15 protein-coding genes are annotated in these 16,445 nt (G+C 70.6%); 13 read left to right on the top strand and 2 right to left on the bottom strand.

Annotated features, from left to right (window positions below; genetic code table 11):
- The first annotated feature begins 33 nt into the window (after positions 1–33).
- Positions 34–1,239, top strand: coding sequence for a signal recognition particle-docking protein FtsY (ftsY, locus tag IG99_RS25580; protein WP_037677575.1), 1,206 nt, complete (start codon positions 34–36; stop codon positions 1,237–1,239).
- A 77-nt stretch (positions 1,240–1,316) separates the two neighbouring features.
- Here ftsY and IG99_RS25575 read toward each other — a convergent pair whose 3' ends face one another.
- A complete protein-coding gene (locus IG99_RS25575; RefSeq protein ID WP_037677573.1) occupies positions 1,317–1,982 on the bottom strand; it encodes a bifunctional DNA primase/polymerase in 666 nt (221 codons plus the stop codon).
- A 445-nt stretch (positions 1,983–2,427) separates the two neighbouring features.
- Here IG99_RS25575 and nsdA point away from each other — a divergent pair, with 445 nt between their 5' ends.
- From nsdA to ffh, 5 genes are all read left to right on the top strand, one after another.
- Positions 2,428–3,903: a transcriptional repressor NsdA gene (gene nsdA, locus IG99_RS25570; protein ID WP_037677571.1), complete on the top strand. Its 1,476-nt coding sequence runs from the start codon at positions 2,428–2,430 to the stop codon at positions 3,901–3,903.
- 315 nt (positions 3,904–4,218) lie between these two features.
- Positions 4,219–5,550, top strand: a complete 1,332-nt coding sequence (locus IG99_RS25565) for an ammonium transporter (RefSeq protein ID WP_037677569.1) — start codon at positions 4,219–4,221, stop codon at positions 5,548–5,550.
- Positions 5,547–5,885: a P-II family nitrogen regulator gene (locus IG99_RS25560; protein WP_030990174.1), complete on the top strand. Its 339-nt coding sequence runs from the start codon at positions 5,547–5,549 to the stop codon at positions 5,883–5,885. Before IG99_RS25565 ends, IG99_RS25560 begins: the two co-directional genes overlap by 4 nt.
- A 36-nt stretch (positions 5,886–5,921) precedes the next feature.
- Positions 5,922–8,375: a [protein-PII] uridylyltransferase gene (locus tag IG99_RS25555; RefSeq protein ID WP_037677564.1), complete on the top strand. Its 2,454-nt coding sequence runs from the start codon at positions 5,922–5,924 to the stop codon at positions 8,373–8,375.
- Between the two features lie 115 nt (positions 8,376–8,490).
- On the top strand, positions 8,491–10,044 hold the full coding sequence (gene ffh, locus IG99_RS25550; protein WP_037677562.1) for a signal recognition particle protein: 1,554 nt from the start codon (positions 8,491–8,493) through the stop codon (positions 10,042–10,044).
- 102 nt (positions 10,045–10,146) lie between these two features.
- Here ffh and IG99_RS25545 read toward each other — a convergent pair whose 3' ends face one another.
- Positions 10,147–11,004: an SAM-dependent methyltransferase gene (locus IG99_RS25545; protein WP_078947900.1), complete on the bottom strand. Its 858-nt coding sequence runs from the start codon at positions 11,002–11,004 to the stop codon at positions 10,147–10,149.
- Between the two features lie 205 nt (positions 11,005–11,209).
- On the opposite strand from IG99_RS25545, the gene proS reads away from it, so the two are divergent.
- The 7 genes from proS to rplS all read left to right on the top strand — a co-directional run bounded on the left by proS (position 11,210) and on the right by rplS (position 16,427).
- The gene (gene proS / locus IG99_RS25540; RefSeq protein WP_037677842.1) at positions 11,210–12,625 is read left to right on the top strand and encodes a proline--tRNA ligase; all 1,416 of its coding nucleotides are present in this window, start codon (positions 11,210–11,212) and stop codon (positions 12,623–12,625) included.
- A 240-nt stretch (positions 12,626–12,865) separates the two neighbouring features.
- Positions 12,866–13,462: a hypothetical protein gene (locus IG99_RS25535; protein WP_037677558.1), complete on the top strand. Its 597-nt coding sequence runs from the start codon at positions 12,866–12,868 to the stop codon at positions 13,460–13,462.
- A 358-nt stretch (positions 13,463–13,820) separates the two neighbouring features.
- Positions 13,821–14,240, top strand: coding sequence for a 30S ribosomal protein S16 (rpsP, locus tag IG99_RS25530; protein ID WP_037677557.1), 420 nt, complete (start codon positions 13,821–13,823; stop codon positions 14,238–14,240).
- A 2-nt stretch (positions 14,241–14,242) separates the two neighbouring features.
- A complete protein-coding gene (locus tag IG99_RS25525) occupies positions 14,243–14,482 on the top strand; it encodes an RNA-binding protein (RefSeq protein WP_003973401.1) in 240 nt (79 codons plus the stop codon).
- Positions 14,483–14,563: 81 nt separating this feature from the next.
- Entirely contained in the window at positions 14,564–15,109 is a 546-nt protein-coding gene (rimM, locus tag IG99_RS25520) for a ribosome maturation factor RimM (protein ID WP_037677555.1), read from the top strand.
- On the top strand, positions 15,109–15,942 hold the full coding sequence (trmD, locus tag IG99_RS25515; RefSeq protein WP_037677554.1) for a tRNA (guanosine(37)-N1)-methyltransferase TrmD: 834 nt from the start codon (positions 15,109–15,111) through the stop codon (positions 15,940–15,942). The genes rimM and trmD overlap by 1 nt, the downstream gene beginning before the upstream one ends.
- A gap of 134 nt (positions 15,943–16,076) precedes the next feature.
- Positions 16,077–16,427: a 50S ribosomal protein L19 gene (rplS, locus tag IG99_RS25510; RefSeq protein WP_037677552.1), complete on the top strand. Its 351-nt coding sequence runs from the start codon at positions 16,077–16,079 to the stop codon at positions 16,425–16,427.
- Positions 16,428–16,445: the final 18 nt, after the last annotated feature.

Genomic DNA, 16,445 nt, shown 5'->3' with positions numbered 1-16,445 from the left:
CGTCGCGGACCCATGGCTGATACTGGACGGGTTATGGACATCGTCATCCTTGCTGTAATCATCGCCGTGGTCGTGCTCGGTGCGATCGGCGGGCTCATCGTCGGCAGCCGGCGCAAGAAGCCGCTGCCCCCGCCGCCGCCCGCCGCGCCCGACATCACCGCCCCTCCAGCCGAACCGCACGTCGGCGACGAGGCCGAGACGCCGCGCGACGAACCGCGCCGCACGATAGAGGAGGTGGATCTCCCGGACGGCGGCTCGACCGGCGTCGCAGTCGAGGAGCCGCCCGTCGTCGAGGTTCCCGAGATCGAGATCCCGGAGCCCACCGAGGGACGCCTGGTGCGCCTGCGCGCCCGCCTGTCCCGCTCCCAGAACGCCCTCGGCAAGGGTCTGCTCACGCTGCTCTCGCGCGAGCACCTCGACGAGGACACCTGGGAGGAGATCGAGGACACCCTTCTCACCGCCGACGTCGGCGTGCAGCCCACCCAGGAGCTGGTGGAGCGGCTGCGTGAGCGGGTGAAGGTGCTGGGCACCCGCACTCCCGAGGAACTGCGCGGCCTGCTGCGCGAGGAGCTCGTCAAGCTGGTCGGCACCGACGTCGACCGCACGGTGAAGACCGAGCCCGAGGACCGCAAGCCGGGCATCGTGATGGTCGTCGGCGTCAACGGCACCGGCAAGACCACCACCACCGGCAAGCTCGCGCGCGTGCTCGTGGCCGACGGCCGCAGCGTCGTCCTCGGTGCCGCCGACACCTTCCGGGCCGCCGCCGCCGACCAGCTCCAGACCTGGGGTGAGCGCGTCGGCGCCCACACCGTGCGCGGGCCCGAAGGCGGTGACCCAGCCTCCGTCGCCTTCGACGCGGTCAAGGAGGGCAAGGAGATGGGGCTCGACGTCGTCCTCATCGACACCGCCGGGCGGCTGCACACCAAGACCGGCCTCATGGACGAGCTCGGCAAGGTCAAGCGCGTCGTCGAGAAGCACGCCCCTCTCGACGAGGTGCTGCTGGTCCTCGACGCCACCACCGGACAGAACGGTCTGGTGCAGGCCCGGGTGTTCGCCGAGGTCGTCGACATCACCGGCATCGTGCTGACCAAGCTGGACGGCACGGCCAAGGGCGGCATCGTCATCGCGGTCCAGCGCGAGCTCGGAGTGCCGGTCAAGCTGATCGGACTCGGCGAGGGCGCCGACGACCTGGCGCCCTTCGAGCCGGAGGCGTTCATCGACGCGTTGATCGGTGACTAGACACCCGTCCCGGCGAAGAAGCGCCCGTCCCCGAGACGCATCGGGGGGCGGGCGCTTCGCTGTGTACGGGGTCGGGGTTACGCGCGCGACCGGTGGGCCACGTACGCCAGCGTGCCCAGCAGCAGGCGGGCCGCCGGGAGCTTGGTGGCCGAGTCGAGCGCGGGCGGGCGCAGCCAGCGGACCGGGCCGCGGCCGCCGCGGTCGGAGGGGGGCGCCGTGATGTGCGTACCGGGGCCGAGGCCGCGCAGGTCGAGGGAGGAGGGGTCGTCCCAGCCCATGCGGTAGAGCAGCGCCTTCAGGTCCGCCGCCGCGCCGGGGGCGACGAAGAAGTGGGTGCGGCCCTCAGGGGTCGCGGTCACCGGGCCGAGGGGGAGGCCCATGCGCTCCAGCCGGACCAGCGCCCGGCGGCCGGCGGGCTCGGCCAGCTCGATCACGTCGAACGCGCGCCCGACCGGCAGCATGACCGCGGCCCCGGGGACCTCGCCCCAGGCGTCGGTCACCTCGTCCAGCGTCGCTCCCGCGGGGATCTCCGGCGCGAAGTCCAGTGGATGCGCGCCCGGTGCCCGGCAGCCGGAGCGGCCGCAGGAGCAGGCGTCTGCGGCAGCCCGCGCGCCCGGTACGACGTCCCAGCCCCACAGGCCGGTGAACTCGGCCACGGCCGTGCACTCGGACGAGCGGCCGCGACGGCGTGAGGTGGACCGGAGGTCGCGGATCCCCCGACTGCTGCCGATCGTGAAGCCCATGCCCCCTCCAACGGGTCCGACACACCGATGGTTACGAGAAGCACCCGGAGTGTCACTTTGCGTTATTCACTTCCGTGTTCGGTCACCGCCGAATCGGCGCCGGGAAGCGCGCAGGGTGGCGTGCGCGTCAACACGCGCCCCTGAGTGCATCGTTCCGCTCGCTTTCGGCTGTCCTCTGTCAAGTGAATCGCGCCTGGGTGGCCCTTAGTTCATTCGAAGGGGTGGCGAATGGTGGCGATTCCGTGTTCGCCGTGGCTGGACGCGTGATCGCGGGATTACTTTGAGTGCACGAGGCCCGGGGGCACATGCCTCTATGAGTATGCCGGAGGCAAGTCGGCTTTCCGTTCGAAGGGTGGCAACCGGCGTACGGGAGCGTCGATTGGCGGCATTCTGATAGGGCTTGGCGCACTCGGCGACAAGTGGTCTCAGGGATGGGGGCGTTCCAGTGGGCGGCAACGGCGGAAGCGTCACGAACGCTGACAAGCGCCCCAACGAGCTTCTCGGCTCGTGGTTCGTGCGCAGCGGCTGGTCCAAGGGCGAGCTCGCGCGCCAGGTCAACCGCCGGGCCCGGCAGCTGGGGGCCAACCACATCTCCACGGACACCTCGCGCGTGCGCCGCTGGCTGGACGGCGAGAACCCTCGGGAGCCCATCCCGAAGATCCTGTCCGAGCTGTTCTCCGAGCGGTTCGGCTGTGTCGTATCCGTCGAGGACCTCGGCCTGCGCGCCGCCCGCCAGTCACCGTCCGTGTCCGGTGTGGACCTGCCCTGGACGGGGCCGCAGACAGTGGCCCTGCTCGGCGAGTTCTCGCGCAGCGACCTGATGCTGGCGCGGCGCGGCTTCCTCGGGAGCTCGCTGACCCTGTCCGCGGGCCCGTCCCTCATCGAACCCATGCAGCGCTGGCTCGTGCCCGCCCCGCCCGCCCCGCGCACCGATCCCGAGCCGGTCCCCAGCAGCCGCGCGCGCGGGCGGCTCTCCAAGCCCGAGCTGGAGCTGCTGGAGTCCACCACCGTGATGTTCCGGCAGTGGGACGCCCAGTGCGGCGGCGGCCTGCGCCGCAAGGCGGTGGTCGGCCAGTTGCACGAGGTCACCGACCTCCTCCAGGAACCTCAGCCCGAGGCCACCACGAAGAAGCTGTTCAAGTGCGCCGCCGAGCTCGCCGAACTGGCCGGCTGGATGAGCTACGACGTGGGCCTGCAGCCCACCGCCCAGAAGTACTTCGTCCTCGCCCTGCACGCCGCCAAGGAAGCGGGGGACAAGCCACTCGGTTCCTACGTCCTGTCCAGCATGAGCCGCCAGATGATCCACCTCGGGCGGCCCGAGGACGCCCTGGAACTGATCCACCTCGCGCAGTACGGAAGCCGGGACTGCGCGAGCCCGCGCACCCAGGCCATGCTGTATGCGATGGAGGCCCGCGCGTACGCCAACATGGGACAGCCCGGCCGGTGCAAGCGGGCCGTGCGGATGGCCGAGGACTCCTTCGCCGACGCCGACGACTGGGACGAGCCGGACCCCGACTGGATCCGCTTCTTCTCCGAGGCCGAGCTGCACGGCGAGAACAGCCACTCCTTCCGCGACCTCGCCTATGTCGCGGGCCGCAGCCCCACCTACGCCTCGCTGGCCGAGCCCTTGATGCGGCGGGCCGTCGAGCTGTTCGCCGACGACAAGGAGCACCAGCGGTCGTACGCGCTGAACCTGATCGGTATGGCCACGGTCCACCTGCTCCAGCGCGAGCCCGAGCAGGGCACGGTACCTGCCGTGCAGGCCATGCAGATCGCCAAGAAGGTGCGCTCCGAACGCGTCAACACACGGATCCGGAAGACAGTGGACACGGCTGTACGCGACTTCGGGGACCTCACCGAGATCACGGACCTCACGGAGCGGCTCGCGACCGAGTTGCCCGAGGCGGCCGAAGCCGTCTGAAGCCCGCTGAGCCCCGGCCGTGGCCGGCCTTCCCGAACTGCCCGACTCGGCTCCCCCGTGCCAGGTCATCGGAAGGCCGACCGCGGCCGGTTTTCTTCCTTCGAGTGAAGGTTGCGCCACGATAACGATCCACTCGCCGGACATCCGGCAGTTCATCGACGTGTAACACGCAGGGCGCCTTCGTCACGGCGGCGAAACAACGAGGGGCTTCCACCGAAACCGCGCTGCGCCAATCTCATGGCGCATAACCGGCCCACCCCTCAATCCGCTCAGGCTTCGCCCGCACGGGGCCGTACCAACGACGAGGAGACGCCGATGGCACCAGCCATCACGCTCGCCGCAGACAAGCTGTCGGTGGCCAACACAGGTTTCATGCTCATCTGTTCCGCCCTGGTGCTGATCATGACCCCGGGCCTCGCCTTCTTCTACGGAGGCATGGTCCGGGTCAAGAGCACCCTCAACATGCTGATGATGAGCTTCATCAGCATGGGGATCGTCACCATCCTGTGGGTGCTGTACGGCTTCTCCATGGCGTTCGGTACGGACCACGGCTCGCTCATCGGCTGGGAGTCCGACTTCTTCGGATGGACCGGCATCGACAAGGGCGACATCTGGTCCGGATACACGATCCCGGTCTTCGCCTTCGCCGTCTTCCAGATGATGTTCGCCATCATCACGCCCGCCCTCATAAGCGGCGCGATCGCCGACCGCGTGAAGTTCTCCGCCTGGTCGCTGTTCGTCGTGCTCTGGGCGACGATCGTGTACTTCCCGGTCGCCCACTGGGTCTGGGGCACCGGCGGCTGGGCCTTCGAGCTCGGAGTGATCGACTTCGCCGGTGGTACGGCGGTCCACATCAACGCGGGTGCCGCGGCACTCGGCGTGATCCTGGTCATCGGCAAGCGCGTCGGCTTCAAGCGGGACCCGATGCGCCCGCACAGCCTCCCGCTGGTCATGCTCGGTGCCGGTCTGCTGTGGTTCGGCTGGTTCGGCTTCAACGCCGGCTCGTGGCTCGGCAACGACGACGGCGTCGGCTCGCTGATGTTCGTCAACACCCAGATCGCCACCGCCGCCGCCATGCTGGCCTGGCTCATCTACGAGAAGATCCGCCACGGCGCGTTCACCACGCTCGGTGCCGCCTCCGGCGCGGTCGCCGGTCTGGTCGCCATCACCCCGTCCGGCGGTGCGATCACCCCGATCGGCGCGATCGCGATCGGTGCCATCGCCGGTGTCCTGTGCGCCATGGCCGTCGGCCTGAAGTACAAGTTCGGCTACGACGACTCCCTGGACGTCGTCGGCGTGCACATGGTCGGCGGTGTCGTCGGCTCCCTGCTGATCGGCTTCTTCGCCAGCGGCAAGGGCCAGTCCGACGTCGCGGGCCTCTTCTACGGCGGCGGCATGACCCAGTTCTGGAAGCAGTGCGCCGGTGTCTTCGCGGTCCTCGCCTACTCGCTGGTGGCCTCCGCGATCCTCGCCTTCCTCCTCGACAAGACGATCGGCATGCGCGTCACCGAGGACGAGGAGGTGTCCGGCATCGACCAGGCCGAGCACGCCGAGACCGCATACGACTTCAGTGGCGCCGGCGGCGGCGCCGTCAAGACCGCCGTCGCCCCGGCCGCCCCGGCCGCGAGCAAGAAGGTGGACGCATGAAGCTCATCACCGCCGTCGTGAAGCCCCACCGGCTCGACGAGATCAAGGAGGCCCTCCAGGCCTTCGGCGTCCACGGCCTGACGGTCACCGAGGCGAGCGGCTACGGTCGTCAGAGGGGCCACACCGAGGTCTACCGCGGTGCCGAGTACACCGTCGACCTGGTCCCCAAGATCCGCATCGAGGTCCTGGCCGAGGACGACGACGCCGAGCAGCTGATCGAGGTCATCGTCAAGGCCGCCCGCACCGGCAAGATCGGTGACGGAAAGGTCTGGTCCCTGCCGGTCGAGACGGCCGTCCGGGTCCGCACCGGCGAGCGCGGTCCGGACGCGCTGTAAGAAGAGAACCACCTGAATACAGGCAGGAGTCGCTGGGTGACGAGTACGGAGACGCGCACGGAAGCAGAGGACTCGGGACCCAGCGGCTACGCGGCGGCCCGGCTGCGCCTCCTCCAGGAGGAGGCGCGGTCCGGGCCGCCGCGCCGTGCGGCCCTCGCGGAACTGACCGACGAATGGCTCACCGGCCTCTTCGAGGCGGGCGCCGAGGAACTGAACGGCGCCTCCCTGGTCGCCGTCGGCGGTTACGGCCGGGGCGAGCTGTCCCCGCGCAGCGACCTCGACCTGCTCCTGCTGCACGACGGTCAGGACCCCAAGGCCGTCGCGGCCCTGGCCGACCGCCTCTGGTACCCCGTGTGGGACCTCGGGCTGGCGCTCGACCACTCCGTGCGGACCCCCGCGGAGGCCCGCAAGACCGCCGGCGAGGACCTCAAGGTCCAGCTCGGCCTGCTCGACGCCCGCCATCTCGCGGGCGACCGCGGCCTCACGGCCGGCCTGCGCACCGCGGTCCTCGCCGACTGGCGCAACCAGGCGCCCAAGCGTCTGCCCGAACTCCAGGAGCTGTGCGCCGAGCGTGCCGAACGGCAGGGCGAGCTGCAGTACCTGCTGGAGCCGGACCTCAAGGAGGCCCGGGGCGGACTCCGCGACGCCACCGCGCTGCGTGCCGTCGCCGCCTCCTGGCTGGCCGACGCCCCGCGTGAAGGCCTTGCCGACGCCCGGCGCCGGCTGCTCGACGTACGCGACGCCCTGCACCTGACCACCGGGCGCGCGACCGACCGGCTCGCGCTCCAGGAGCAGGACCAGGTCGCCGCCGAACTCGGACTCCTCGACGCCGACACTCTGCTGCGGCAGGTGTACGAGGCCGCGCGCGTCATCTCGTACGCCAGCGATGTCACCTGGCGTGAAGTGGGGCGCGTGCTGCGCTCACGCGCGGTGCGGCCACGGCTGCGCGCCATGCTGGGCGGCGGCGGGAAGCCGGTAGCCGAGCGGTCCCCGCTGGCGGAGGGCGTCGTCGAGCAGGACGGCGAGGTGGTGCTCGCCCGCGCCGCACGCCCTGAACGCGACCCCGTGCTCCCGCTGCGCGCCGCGGCCGCCGCCGCGCAGGCCGGGCTGCCGCTCTCCCTGCACGCCGTACGGCGCATGGCGGCCGCCACCCGCCCCCTGCCCACACCGTGGCCCGCCGAGGCGCGCGAACAGCTCGTCACCCTGCTCGGCTCCGGGCAGCCCACCATCGACGTCTGGGAGGCGCTGGAGGCCGAGGGCCTGATCACCCGGATGCTGCCGGACTGGGAGCGGGTGCGCTGCCGCCCGCAGCGCAACGCCGTCCACCTCTGGACCGTCGACCGGCACCTGATCGAGACCGCCGTGCGCGCCTCCGAGTTCACCCGCCGCGTCAGCCGCCCCGACCTGCTCCTGGTCGCCGCGCTGCTGCACGACATCGGCAAGGGCTGGCCCGGCGACCACTCCGTCGCGGGCGAGATCATCGCCAAGGACGTGGCCACCCGCATCGGCTTCGACCGCACCGACGTGACGGTTCTCTCCTCCCTCGTACGCCACCACCTGCTGCTCATCGAGACGGCCACCCGGCGCGACCTGGAGGACCCGGCCACCGTCCGCTCCGTGGCCGACGCGGTGGGCTCCCAGGGCACGCTGGAGCTGCTGCACGCGCTGACCGAGGCGGACGCGCTGGCCACCGGCCCGGCCGCCTGGTCGTCCTGGCGGGGCTCGCTCGTCGCCGACCTGGTCAAGCGGGTCTCGGCGGTGCTCGCCGGGGACGACCCCGAGGAGCCCGAGGCCGCCGCGCCCACCGCCGAGCAGGAGCGGCTCGCCGTCGAGGCGCACCGCACGGGCGGGCCGGTGCTGTCCCTGCGCGCGCAGACCGAGCCGCCCGCCGACGTCGAACCGTCCGGCGACCCCGAGCCGCTCGGCGTGGAACTGCTCATCGCCGTACCCGACCAGCCGGGCGTGCTGCCCGCGGTCGCCGGTGTCCTCGCCATGCACCGCCTCACCGTGCGCACCGCGGAACTGCGCACCCTGGGCCTGCCCGACGGCGTCGACGAGGGCTCCGTCCTGCTGCTGAACTGGCGGGTCGCCGCCGAGTACGGCTCCCTGCCCCAGGCCGCCCGGCTGCGCGCCGATCTCGTACGCGCCCTGGACGGCTCCTTGGACATCGCGGGGCGCCTCGCCGAACGCGACGCGGCCTATCCGCGCCGCCGGGGCGTCGTGGCGCCCGCGGCCCGCGTCAAGGTCGCCTCCGCCGCCTCTCGCCTGGCCACGGTCATCGAGGTCCGCGCCCAGGACGCGCCCGGACTGCTCTTCCGCATCGGCCGGGCCCTGGAGGACGCGGCCGTGCACGTCCGCAGCGCCCATGTCAGCACCCTGGGTGCCAACGCGGTCGACGCCTTCTACGTCACCGGCCCGAAGGGCACGCCGCTGCCGGGCGCGGAGGCGGCGGGGCTGGCACGCAAGCTGGAGGAGACGCTTCGCGCGTGACCCCGCGCGCTCGTCCCCGTCCGCCGGATGCGGCAGGCGGGGACGAATGTCTTGCGCGGCCAGATAGTCTGGAAGACGCTCAGACCGCCCCCGACCCCCGAGGACCGACGCCGCCGTGTTCGACACTCTCTCCGATCGCCTCTCAGCGACCTTCAAGAACCTGCGCGGCAAGGGCAGGCTGAGCGAGGCGGACATCGACGCCACGGCGCGTGAGATCCGCATCGCCCTCCTCGAAGCCGACGTCGCCCTGCCCGTCGTGCGCACCTTCATCAAGAACGTCAAGGAACGCGCGCTCGGCGCCGAGGTCTCGCGGGCGCTCAACCCGGCCCAGCAGGTCCTGAAGATCGTCAACGACGAGCTGGTCACGATCCTCGGCGGCGAGACCCGGCGGCTGCGGTTCGCCAAGCAGCCGCCGACCGTGATCATGCTGGCCGGTCTGCAGGGTGCCGGTAAGACCACCCTCGCGGGCAAGCTCGGCCGGTGGCTCAAGGAGCAGGGGCACTCGCCCCTCCTCGTCGCCGCCGACCTCCAGCGCCCGAACGCGGTCAACCAGCTGAGCGTCGTCGCCGAGCGCGCCGGTGTCGCCGTCTTCGCGCCCGAGCCGGGCAACGGCGTGGGCGACCCGGTGAAGGTCGCCAAGGACTCCATCGAGCACGCGAAGAGCAAGGTCCACGACATCGTGATCGTGGACACCGCCGGCCGCCTGGGCATCGACCAGGACATGATGCGGCAGGCTGCGGACATCCGTGACGCGGTCAGCCCCGACGAGATCCTCTTCGTCGTCGACGCGATGATCGGTCAGGACGCCGTCAACACGGCCGAGGCCTTCCGCGACGGCGTCGGCTTCGACGGCGTGGTGCTCTCCAAGCTCGACGGTGACGCCCGCGGTGGTGCGGCCCTGTCGATCCGCCAGATCACCGGCAAGCCGATCATGTTCGCGTCGAACGGCGAGAAGCTCGACGACTTCGACGCCTTCCACCCGGACCGGATGGCCTCCCGCATCCTCGACATGGGTGACCTGCTCACCCTGATCGAGCAGGCGGAGAAGACGTTCAGCCAGGAAGAGGCCGAGAAGATGGCCTCCAAGCTGGCGTCCAAGAAGGGTGAGGACTTCACCCTCGACGACTTCCTGGCGCAGATGGAGCAGGTCAGGAAGATGGGCTCCATCTCCAAGCTGCTCGGCATGCTCCCGGGCATGGGGCAGATCAAGGACCAGATCAACAACCTCGACGAGCGGGACGTCGACCGCACGGCCGCGATCATCAAGTCGATGACCCCGGCCGAGCGCCAGGAGCCGACGATCATCAACGGCTCCCGCCGTGCCCGTATCGCCAAGGGCTCCGGCGTCGAGGTCAGCGCGGTGAAGAACCTCGTCGAGCGGTTCTTCGAGGCCCGCAAGATGATGTCCCGCATGGCCCAGGGCGGCGGCATGCCGGGCATGCCGGGGATGCCGGGCATGGGCGGCGGCCCGGGCCGCACCAAGAAGCAGCCGAAGAAGGCCAAGGGCAAGCAGCGCTCCGGCAACCCGATGAAGCGCAAGCAGCAGGAGCAGGAGGAGGCCGCCCGCCGGGCCGCCGCCGCGCAGGGCGGCAACGCCTTCGGGGTGCCGGGTCAGCAGGCCGGCCAGGACTTCGAACTGCCGGACGAGTTCAAGAAGTTCATGGGCTGACACGGCATACGGGCCGACGCCCACGCCGTCTCGTCACCGCGTACGCCGCTGGGGGCGCTCCTCGCAAGAGGGGCGCCCCCGTGCTTTCCGGTCCGATCGGGATCAGGGTGTCCGGGCCACCAGGTACCGGAAGACGTTCGGCATCCACACCGTTCCGTCCGGCCGCTGATGCGCGTGCAGGGCTTCGACCAGTTCCTTGTCGACCTGTTCCTGGTCCGTCGCGGAGATCGCCGCGTCGAACAGCCCCGTCGACAGCAGCCCGCGCACCGCGCTGTCGAGGTCGGCGTAGCCGAAGGGGCAGGACACCCGTCCGGAGCCGTCCGGCCGCAGACCGGCGCGCTGGGCGACCTCCTCCAGGTCGTCGCGCAGGGCGGGACGCCAGCCGCCGGTGGTGCGCATCGGTTCGGCCGGCCTGGTGGCCACCCGCAGCACGGACGACGTGGCGCACCGCTCCGGCGGGCCCCAGCCGGCCAGTACCACGGGTGCCCCGCGCTCGGTGAGCGGTACCGCCGCCGTGATTAACTCGCTCAGCCCCTCCGAGTCGCCCGCGAGGCACCCGATGGGCTCGAAGGCGGTCACCAGGTTGTACGGGGGTGTCTCCGCGTCGGCCGCGTCCGCGGGCCCGCCGTCGATGAGCCGGGTGGCCGCACGCGCGCGCGTGCCCGACGCCTCCACCAGCAGCCGCTCCCGCGCGAGCGCCAGCCGCTCCGCGCAGCGGGATTCGACACCGGTGACGGCGGCGCCTCTGGACGCCGCCATCAGCAGGGAGAGCCCGGAGCCGCAGCCGAGGCCGAGCAGTCGGGTGGCCGGGCCCACTTGGAGTCGCTCGTAGACGGTCTCGTGGAGCGGGACCAGCATCCGCTCCTGAATCTCGGACCAGTCACGCGCGCGTGCACCGGGGTCCACGCGGGATTCGGCTCCCGCGTGAGGCAGATGCTGCCGCACGAGCGTAGGTGTCATATGAAAGCGCCCCAATCCGCCGAGAGTTGCCGGGTGTGTGCTCGTCGTTTCCGAGGCCCCCGTGGTGCGCGCTGGCACTTCCCCCGTATGCCAGGAAACTCCCGGCTCGCGACGGCGTCCAGGGGTTGTGGAGCGCGGGTTGGGGCTCACTGGTGCGTGTGGCGAGAATTCACATCCCGGCAACGTGGGCCCGTACCATCTCGTCATGGCCAAAGCACCCGTTCTCACACCGCGGGCGGACGATTTCCCGCGCTGGTATCAGGATTTGATCAACAAGGCCGAGCTGGCCGACAACGGGCCGGTGCGCGGCACCATGGTGATCCGACCGTACGGGTACGGGCTGTGGGAGCGCATGCAGGCCGAGATGGACGCCCGGATCAAGGAGACGGGCACCCAGAACGCGTACTTCCCCCTCTTGATCCCGCAGTCGTACCTGACGCGGGAGGCCGACCACGTCGAGGGCTTCGCGCCCGAGCTCGCCGTGGTCACGCACGGCGGCGGCAAGGAGTTGGAGGAGCCGGCGGTCGTCCGCCCCACCTCCGAGATGATCATCAACGACTACTTCTCGAAGTGGGTGCAGAGCTACCGCGATCTGCCCCTGCTGATCAATCAGTGGGCGAACGTGGTCCGCTGGGAGCTGCGGCCCCGGCTCTTCCTGCGCACCACCGAGTTCCTCTGGCAGGAGGGGCACACCGCGCACGCCACCTACGAGGACGCCCGCGACTTCGCCTCGCACATCCACCGCGAGGTCTACGAGGACTTCATGGTGAACGTCCTCGCGATGGACGTCGTGCCCGGCCGCAAGACCGTCAAGGAGAGGTTCGCCGGCGCCATCAACACCCTCACCCTCGAAGGGATGATGGGCGACGGCAAGGCGCTGCAGATGGCCACCAGCCACGAGCTGGGGCAGAACTTCGCCAAGGCGTTCAACACCTCGTACCTGTCGAAGGACGGCGCCCAGGAACTGGTCTGGCAGACCTCCTGGGGCTCCACCACCCGCATGATCGGCGCCCTGGTGATGATGCACGGCGACGACAACGGGCTGCGTGTCCCGCCGCGCCTGGCCCAGATCCAGGCCGTCGTCCTCGCGATCAAGGGCGACGAGGCGGTTCTGGCCAAGGTCCGTGAGATCGGCGACCGGCTCAAGGCGGCCGGCATCCGTGTCCAGGTCGACGACCGCACCGACACCCCCTTCGGCCGCCGCGCTGTCGACTGGGAGCTCAAGGGCGTGCCCGTCCGCATCGAGATCGGCCCACGCGACCTGGAGAACGGCACCGCGATGCTGGCCCGCCGTATCCCCGGCGGCAAGGAGCCGGTCTCCCTGGACGCGCTGGCCGAACTGCTGCCCACGGTCCTCGAGGAGGACCAGGCGCTGCTGCTGAGGCAGGCCCGGGAGCGCCGCGAGTCCCGCACGGTGGAGGTGACCTCGATCGACGAGGCGGTCGAGGCCGCCACGGCCGGCAACTGGGCGCGCATCCCGTGGGCCACCCTCGGCGAGGAGGGCGAGGCCAAGCTGGCCGACCACGCGGTGACCGTACGGTGTCTGGTCGCCGAGGACGGGTCGGTGCCGGAGGACGGTGACGCACCGGGTAACGTCGCGATCGTCGCGCGCGCTTACTGAGGGGAGCCCCGGCGGCGGGAGAGCGGCCGAAACGCTCCTTGTGCGCCCGCGGACCTCACATGCCTAGACGGTGGGCGTAGGGCGAACTACGCACCAGCTTGGTATGAGCTGTGAGGCTTCTCCGCAGATCGGCGCACCCGCCCTCGTCGTGGCGCATCATTCGCAACTGACGGGTACGTGCAAATTATTTGGGATGCCCCGGAATCGGAACACTGGGGCACCCCGGCTCGTTGTCATTACGTGAGCACGACACAGACACCACCTGTTCTCGCCGCAGAACTGGCGCAGGCGTGGGCCGACATTCAGCGGTACCACCCCGAGCTGCCGGATCTCGCCGCGCCAGAGTCCCTGATCGGGGAGTCGTCGTCCGCGTGCGGTCACGAGCTCTCCTTCGAACGACTGCTCCATGAGGCAGTCCATGGCATCGCGGCCGCCCGCGGGGTCCGCGACACGTCCCGGGCCGGCCGCTACCACAACCGCCGGTTCCTCGCGATCGCCGAGGAGCTGGGGCTGGACCATCCCGAGGAGCCGCATCCCAGCAGCGGTTTCTCGCTGGTCACGCTCAACCCCGAGGCGAAGCGCCGGTACCGGCCGACGATCGAGCGCCTGCAGCGTGCCCTGAAGGCCCACACCGCGGCCACCTCCGCCGAGACCACCCGCGCCTTCCGCGGCCCCGCCGCCCGGCACGGCTCCTCCGGCGGGGGCGTCCGCGTCAAGGCGGTCTGCGACTGCGGCCGCAACGTCCGCGTCGTCCCGTCGGTCCTGGCCCAGGCCCCCATCGTCTGCGGCGGTTGCGGCAAGCCGTTCCGCATCCCGGAGGTCATGGGCGCGGCGTAGCCGCGACGCGAGAACCGGCATCTCGTGGCTGTCGGTTCGGTGTGCGGTGTGGGGTGGCGCTGTCCTGTCGAGAGCTTGGGGGAGGGTGGGCGCAGCGGCACCCCGCGGGCGCCGGGTCGGGCATCCGACGTGCGGTCACCGTGACGCCGGGTGCCTCTCAGCCATGCCCGAGCTCAGCTCACCGCACCCTCGGCCAAAGGCGACCCGCGGGGTATGGCACAATGGCTAGCTGTACTCGACAGCCGCACAGGACCCCTCTCTCCTCCGGCTGACGCGTCCATCGGGCATTCGGGTACCGCAACCCCACGCGGCCATCTCGCCGTGCCCAACCACGTCAAATCCAGGAGAACCCACTCCCGTGGCAGTCAAGATCAAGCTGAAGCGTCTGGGCAAGATCCGTTCGCCTCACTACCGCATCGTCGTCGCCGACTCCCGTACCCGTCGTGACGGCCGTGCGATCGAGGAGATCGGCAAGTACCACCCGACGTACCACCCCTCGGTCATCGAGGTGGACGCCGAGCGCGTCGCGTACTGGCTCGGCGTCGGCGCCCAGCCGACCGAGCCCGTGCTCGCCATCCTGAAGAAGACCGGCGACTGGCAGAAGTTCAAGGGCGAGCCCGCCCCGGCCCCGCTGCTCGTCGCCGAGCCGAAGACCTCGCGCGTGTCGTTCGAGTCCCTCGGCGGCGACGACGAGGGCAAGGGTGAGGCGATCACCCAGAAGAAGAAGGCTGAGAAGAAGGACGAGGCTGCGGCTGAGTCCGAGTCGACCGAGGCCTGAGCATGCTCGAGGAGGCTCTCGAGCACCTCGTGAAGGGCATCGTCGACAACCCTGACGATGTGCAGGTCGCCTCGCGCAACCTGCGTCGCGGGCGTGTGCTCGAGGTCCGGGTCCACCCGGACGACCTCGGCAAGGTGATCGGCCGCAACGGCCGCACCGCACGCGCCCTGCGCACCGTCGTGGGCGCCATCGGTGGCCGCGGTGTCCGCGTCGACCTCGTCGATGTGGACCACGTCCGCTGACGCTTATCGCAACCGGCTCGGGCCGGGGAGGGCCTGAGGGCCGTCCCCGGCCCGTAGTCGTACGACAGGAGATCTGAACACGTGCAGCTGGTAGTCGCGCGGATCGGCCGCGCCCACGGCATCAAGGGCGAGGTCACCGTCGAGGTACGTACCGACGAGCCCGAGCTGCGGCTGGCGCCGGGCGCCGTCCTGGCCACCGACCCGGCCTCGGTCGGTCCGCTCACCATCGAGACGGGCCGCGTCCACAGTGGCCGCCTCCTGCTGCGCTTCGAGGGCGTCGGGGACCGCACCGCCGCCGAGGCGCTGCGCAACATCCTCCTGATCGCCGAGGTCGACCCGAACGAGCTGCCCGAGGACGAGGACGAGTTCTACGACCACCAGCTCATGGACCTCGACGTGGTGACCTCGGACGGCGTGGAGGTCGGCCGGATCACCGAGATCTCGCACCTGCCCTCACAGGACCTGTTCATCGTGGAGCGGCCCGACGGCACCGAGGTCATGATCCCGTTCGTCGAGGAGATCGTCACCGAGATCGACCTGGAGGAACAGCGAGCCGTCATCACGCCGCCGCCTGGCCTGATCGACGACCGCGCCGAGATCGCCTCGTCCCGGGAAGAAGAATCCTGATGCGCCTCGACGTCGTCACGATCTTCCCCGAGTACCTGGAACCCCTGAACGTCTCCCTGGTGGGCAAGGCCCGCGCGCGTGGACAGCTGAACGTCCATGTGCACGATCTGCGCTCCTGGACGTACGACCGGCACAACACGGTCGACGACACGCCCTACGGCGGCGGGCCCGGCATGGTCATGAAGCCGGACCCCTGGGGCGACGCCCTGGACTCCGTCCTCGCCGACGGCTACGAGACGGGCTCCCGCGCGCCCGCGCTGATCGTCCCCACCCCCAGTGGCCGGCCCTTCACCCAGGAACTCGCCGTCGAGCTCTCCGAGCGCCCCTGGCTGATCTTCACGCCGGCCCGCTACGAGGGCATCGACCGCCGCGTCGTCGACGAGTACGCGACCCGTGTGCCCGTCTACGAGGTGTCCATCGGCGACTACGTCCTCGCCGGCGGCGAGGCGGCCGTCCTCGTGGTCACCGAGGCGGTGGCGCGCCTCCTGCCCGGCGTCCTCGGCAACGCCGAGTCCCATCGCGACGACTCCTTCGCGCCCGGCGCCATGGCCAACCTCCTGGAGGGGCCCGTCCACACCAAGCCGCCCGAGTGGCGCGGCCGAGAGATCCCGGAAGTGCTGCTCAGTGGCCACCACGGGAAGATCGCGCGCTGGCGCCGCGACGAGGCACTACGGCGTACGACGGCCAACAGGCCCGACCTGATCGAGCGTTGTGACCCCAAGGCCTTCGACAAGAAGGACCGCGAGATGCTCTCCATCCTGGGCTGGGAACCGGACCCGCAGGGCGAGCCCCACGGCCGATTTTGGCGCAGGACACCGGGCGTGGAAGAATAGGCCGCTGTTGTGCGCCGTCCGGCGTGCGCCCCTGCCACAGGGGGACACGACGCCCGCCCCGACGCGTACGACTCTCATCCAAGAACCTCTAGTTCCGTTGATGACCTGTGGCATCAGCGAGGAAAGCAGACGAAATGTCTCACCTGCTCGACACCGTCGACTCCGCGTCGCTGCGCAGCGACATCCCGGCCTTCCGCCCGGGTGACACCGTCAACGTCCACGTCCGCGTCATCGAGGGCAACCGCTCCCGTGTGCAGCAGTTCAAGGGCGTTGTGATCCGCCGCCAGGGCGCCGGTGTCCGCGAGACCTTCACGGTCCGCAAGGTCTCGTTCTCCGTCGGCGTCGAGCGCACGTTCCCGGTGCACACCCCGATCGTCGAGAAGATCGAGCTCGTCACCCGCGGTGACGTGCGTCGCGCCAAGCTGTACTACCTGCGCGAGCTGCGCGGCAAGGCCGCGAAGATCAAGGAGAAGCGCGAGAACTGAGCGCTTCCCGGGGTTCAC

This window comes from Streptomyces griseus subsp. griseus, from assembly GCF_000720255.1.
Lineage (GTDB): Bacteria > Actinomycetota > Actinomycetes > Streptomycetales > Streptomycetaceae > Streptomyces > Streptomyces griseus_I.
This window is presented reverse-complemented; position numbering and strand designations above follow the sequence as displayed.

Coding starts and splice junctions, on each gene's coding strand:
- IG99_RS25525 (WP_003973401.1), top strand. CDS start 14,243: ATGCTCGAGGAGGCTCTCGAGCACCTCGTGAAGGGCATCGTCGACAAC.
- IG99_RS25575 (WP_037677573.1), bottom strand. CDS start 1,982: ATGGGCTTCACGATCGGCAGCAGTCGGGGGATCCGCGACCTCCGGTCC.
- IG99_RS25545 (WP_078947900.1), bottom strand. CDS start 11,004: ATGACACCTACGCTCGTGCGGCAGCATCTGCCTCACGCGGGAGCCGAA.
- IG99_RS25560 (WP_030990174.1), top strand. CDS start 5,547: ATGAAGCTCATCACCGCCGTCGTGAAGCCCCACCGGCTCGACGAGATC.
- trmD (WP_037677554.1), top strand. CDS start 15,109: ATGCGCCTCGACGTCGTCACGATCTTCCCCGAGTACCTGGAACCCCTG.
- ftsY (WP_037677575.1), top strand. CDS start 34: ATGGACATCGTCATCCTTGCTGTAATCATCGCCGTGGTCGTGCTCGGT.
- proS (WP_037677842.1), top strand. CDS start 11,210: ATGGCCAAAGCACCCGTTCTCACACCGCGGGCGGACGATTTCCCGCGC.
- rplS (WP_037677552.1), top strand. CDS start 16,077: ATGTCTCACCTGCTCGACACCGTCGACTCCGCGTCGCTGCGCAGCGAC.
- IG99_RS25565 (WP_037677569.1), top strand. CDS start 4,219: ATGGCACCAGCCATCACGCTCGCCGCAGACAAGCTGTCGGTGGCCAAC.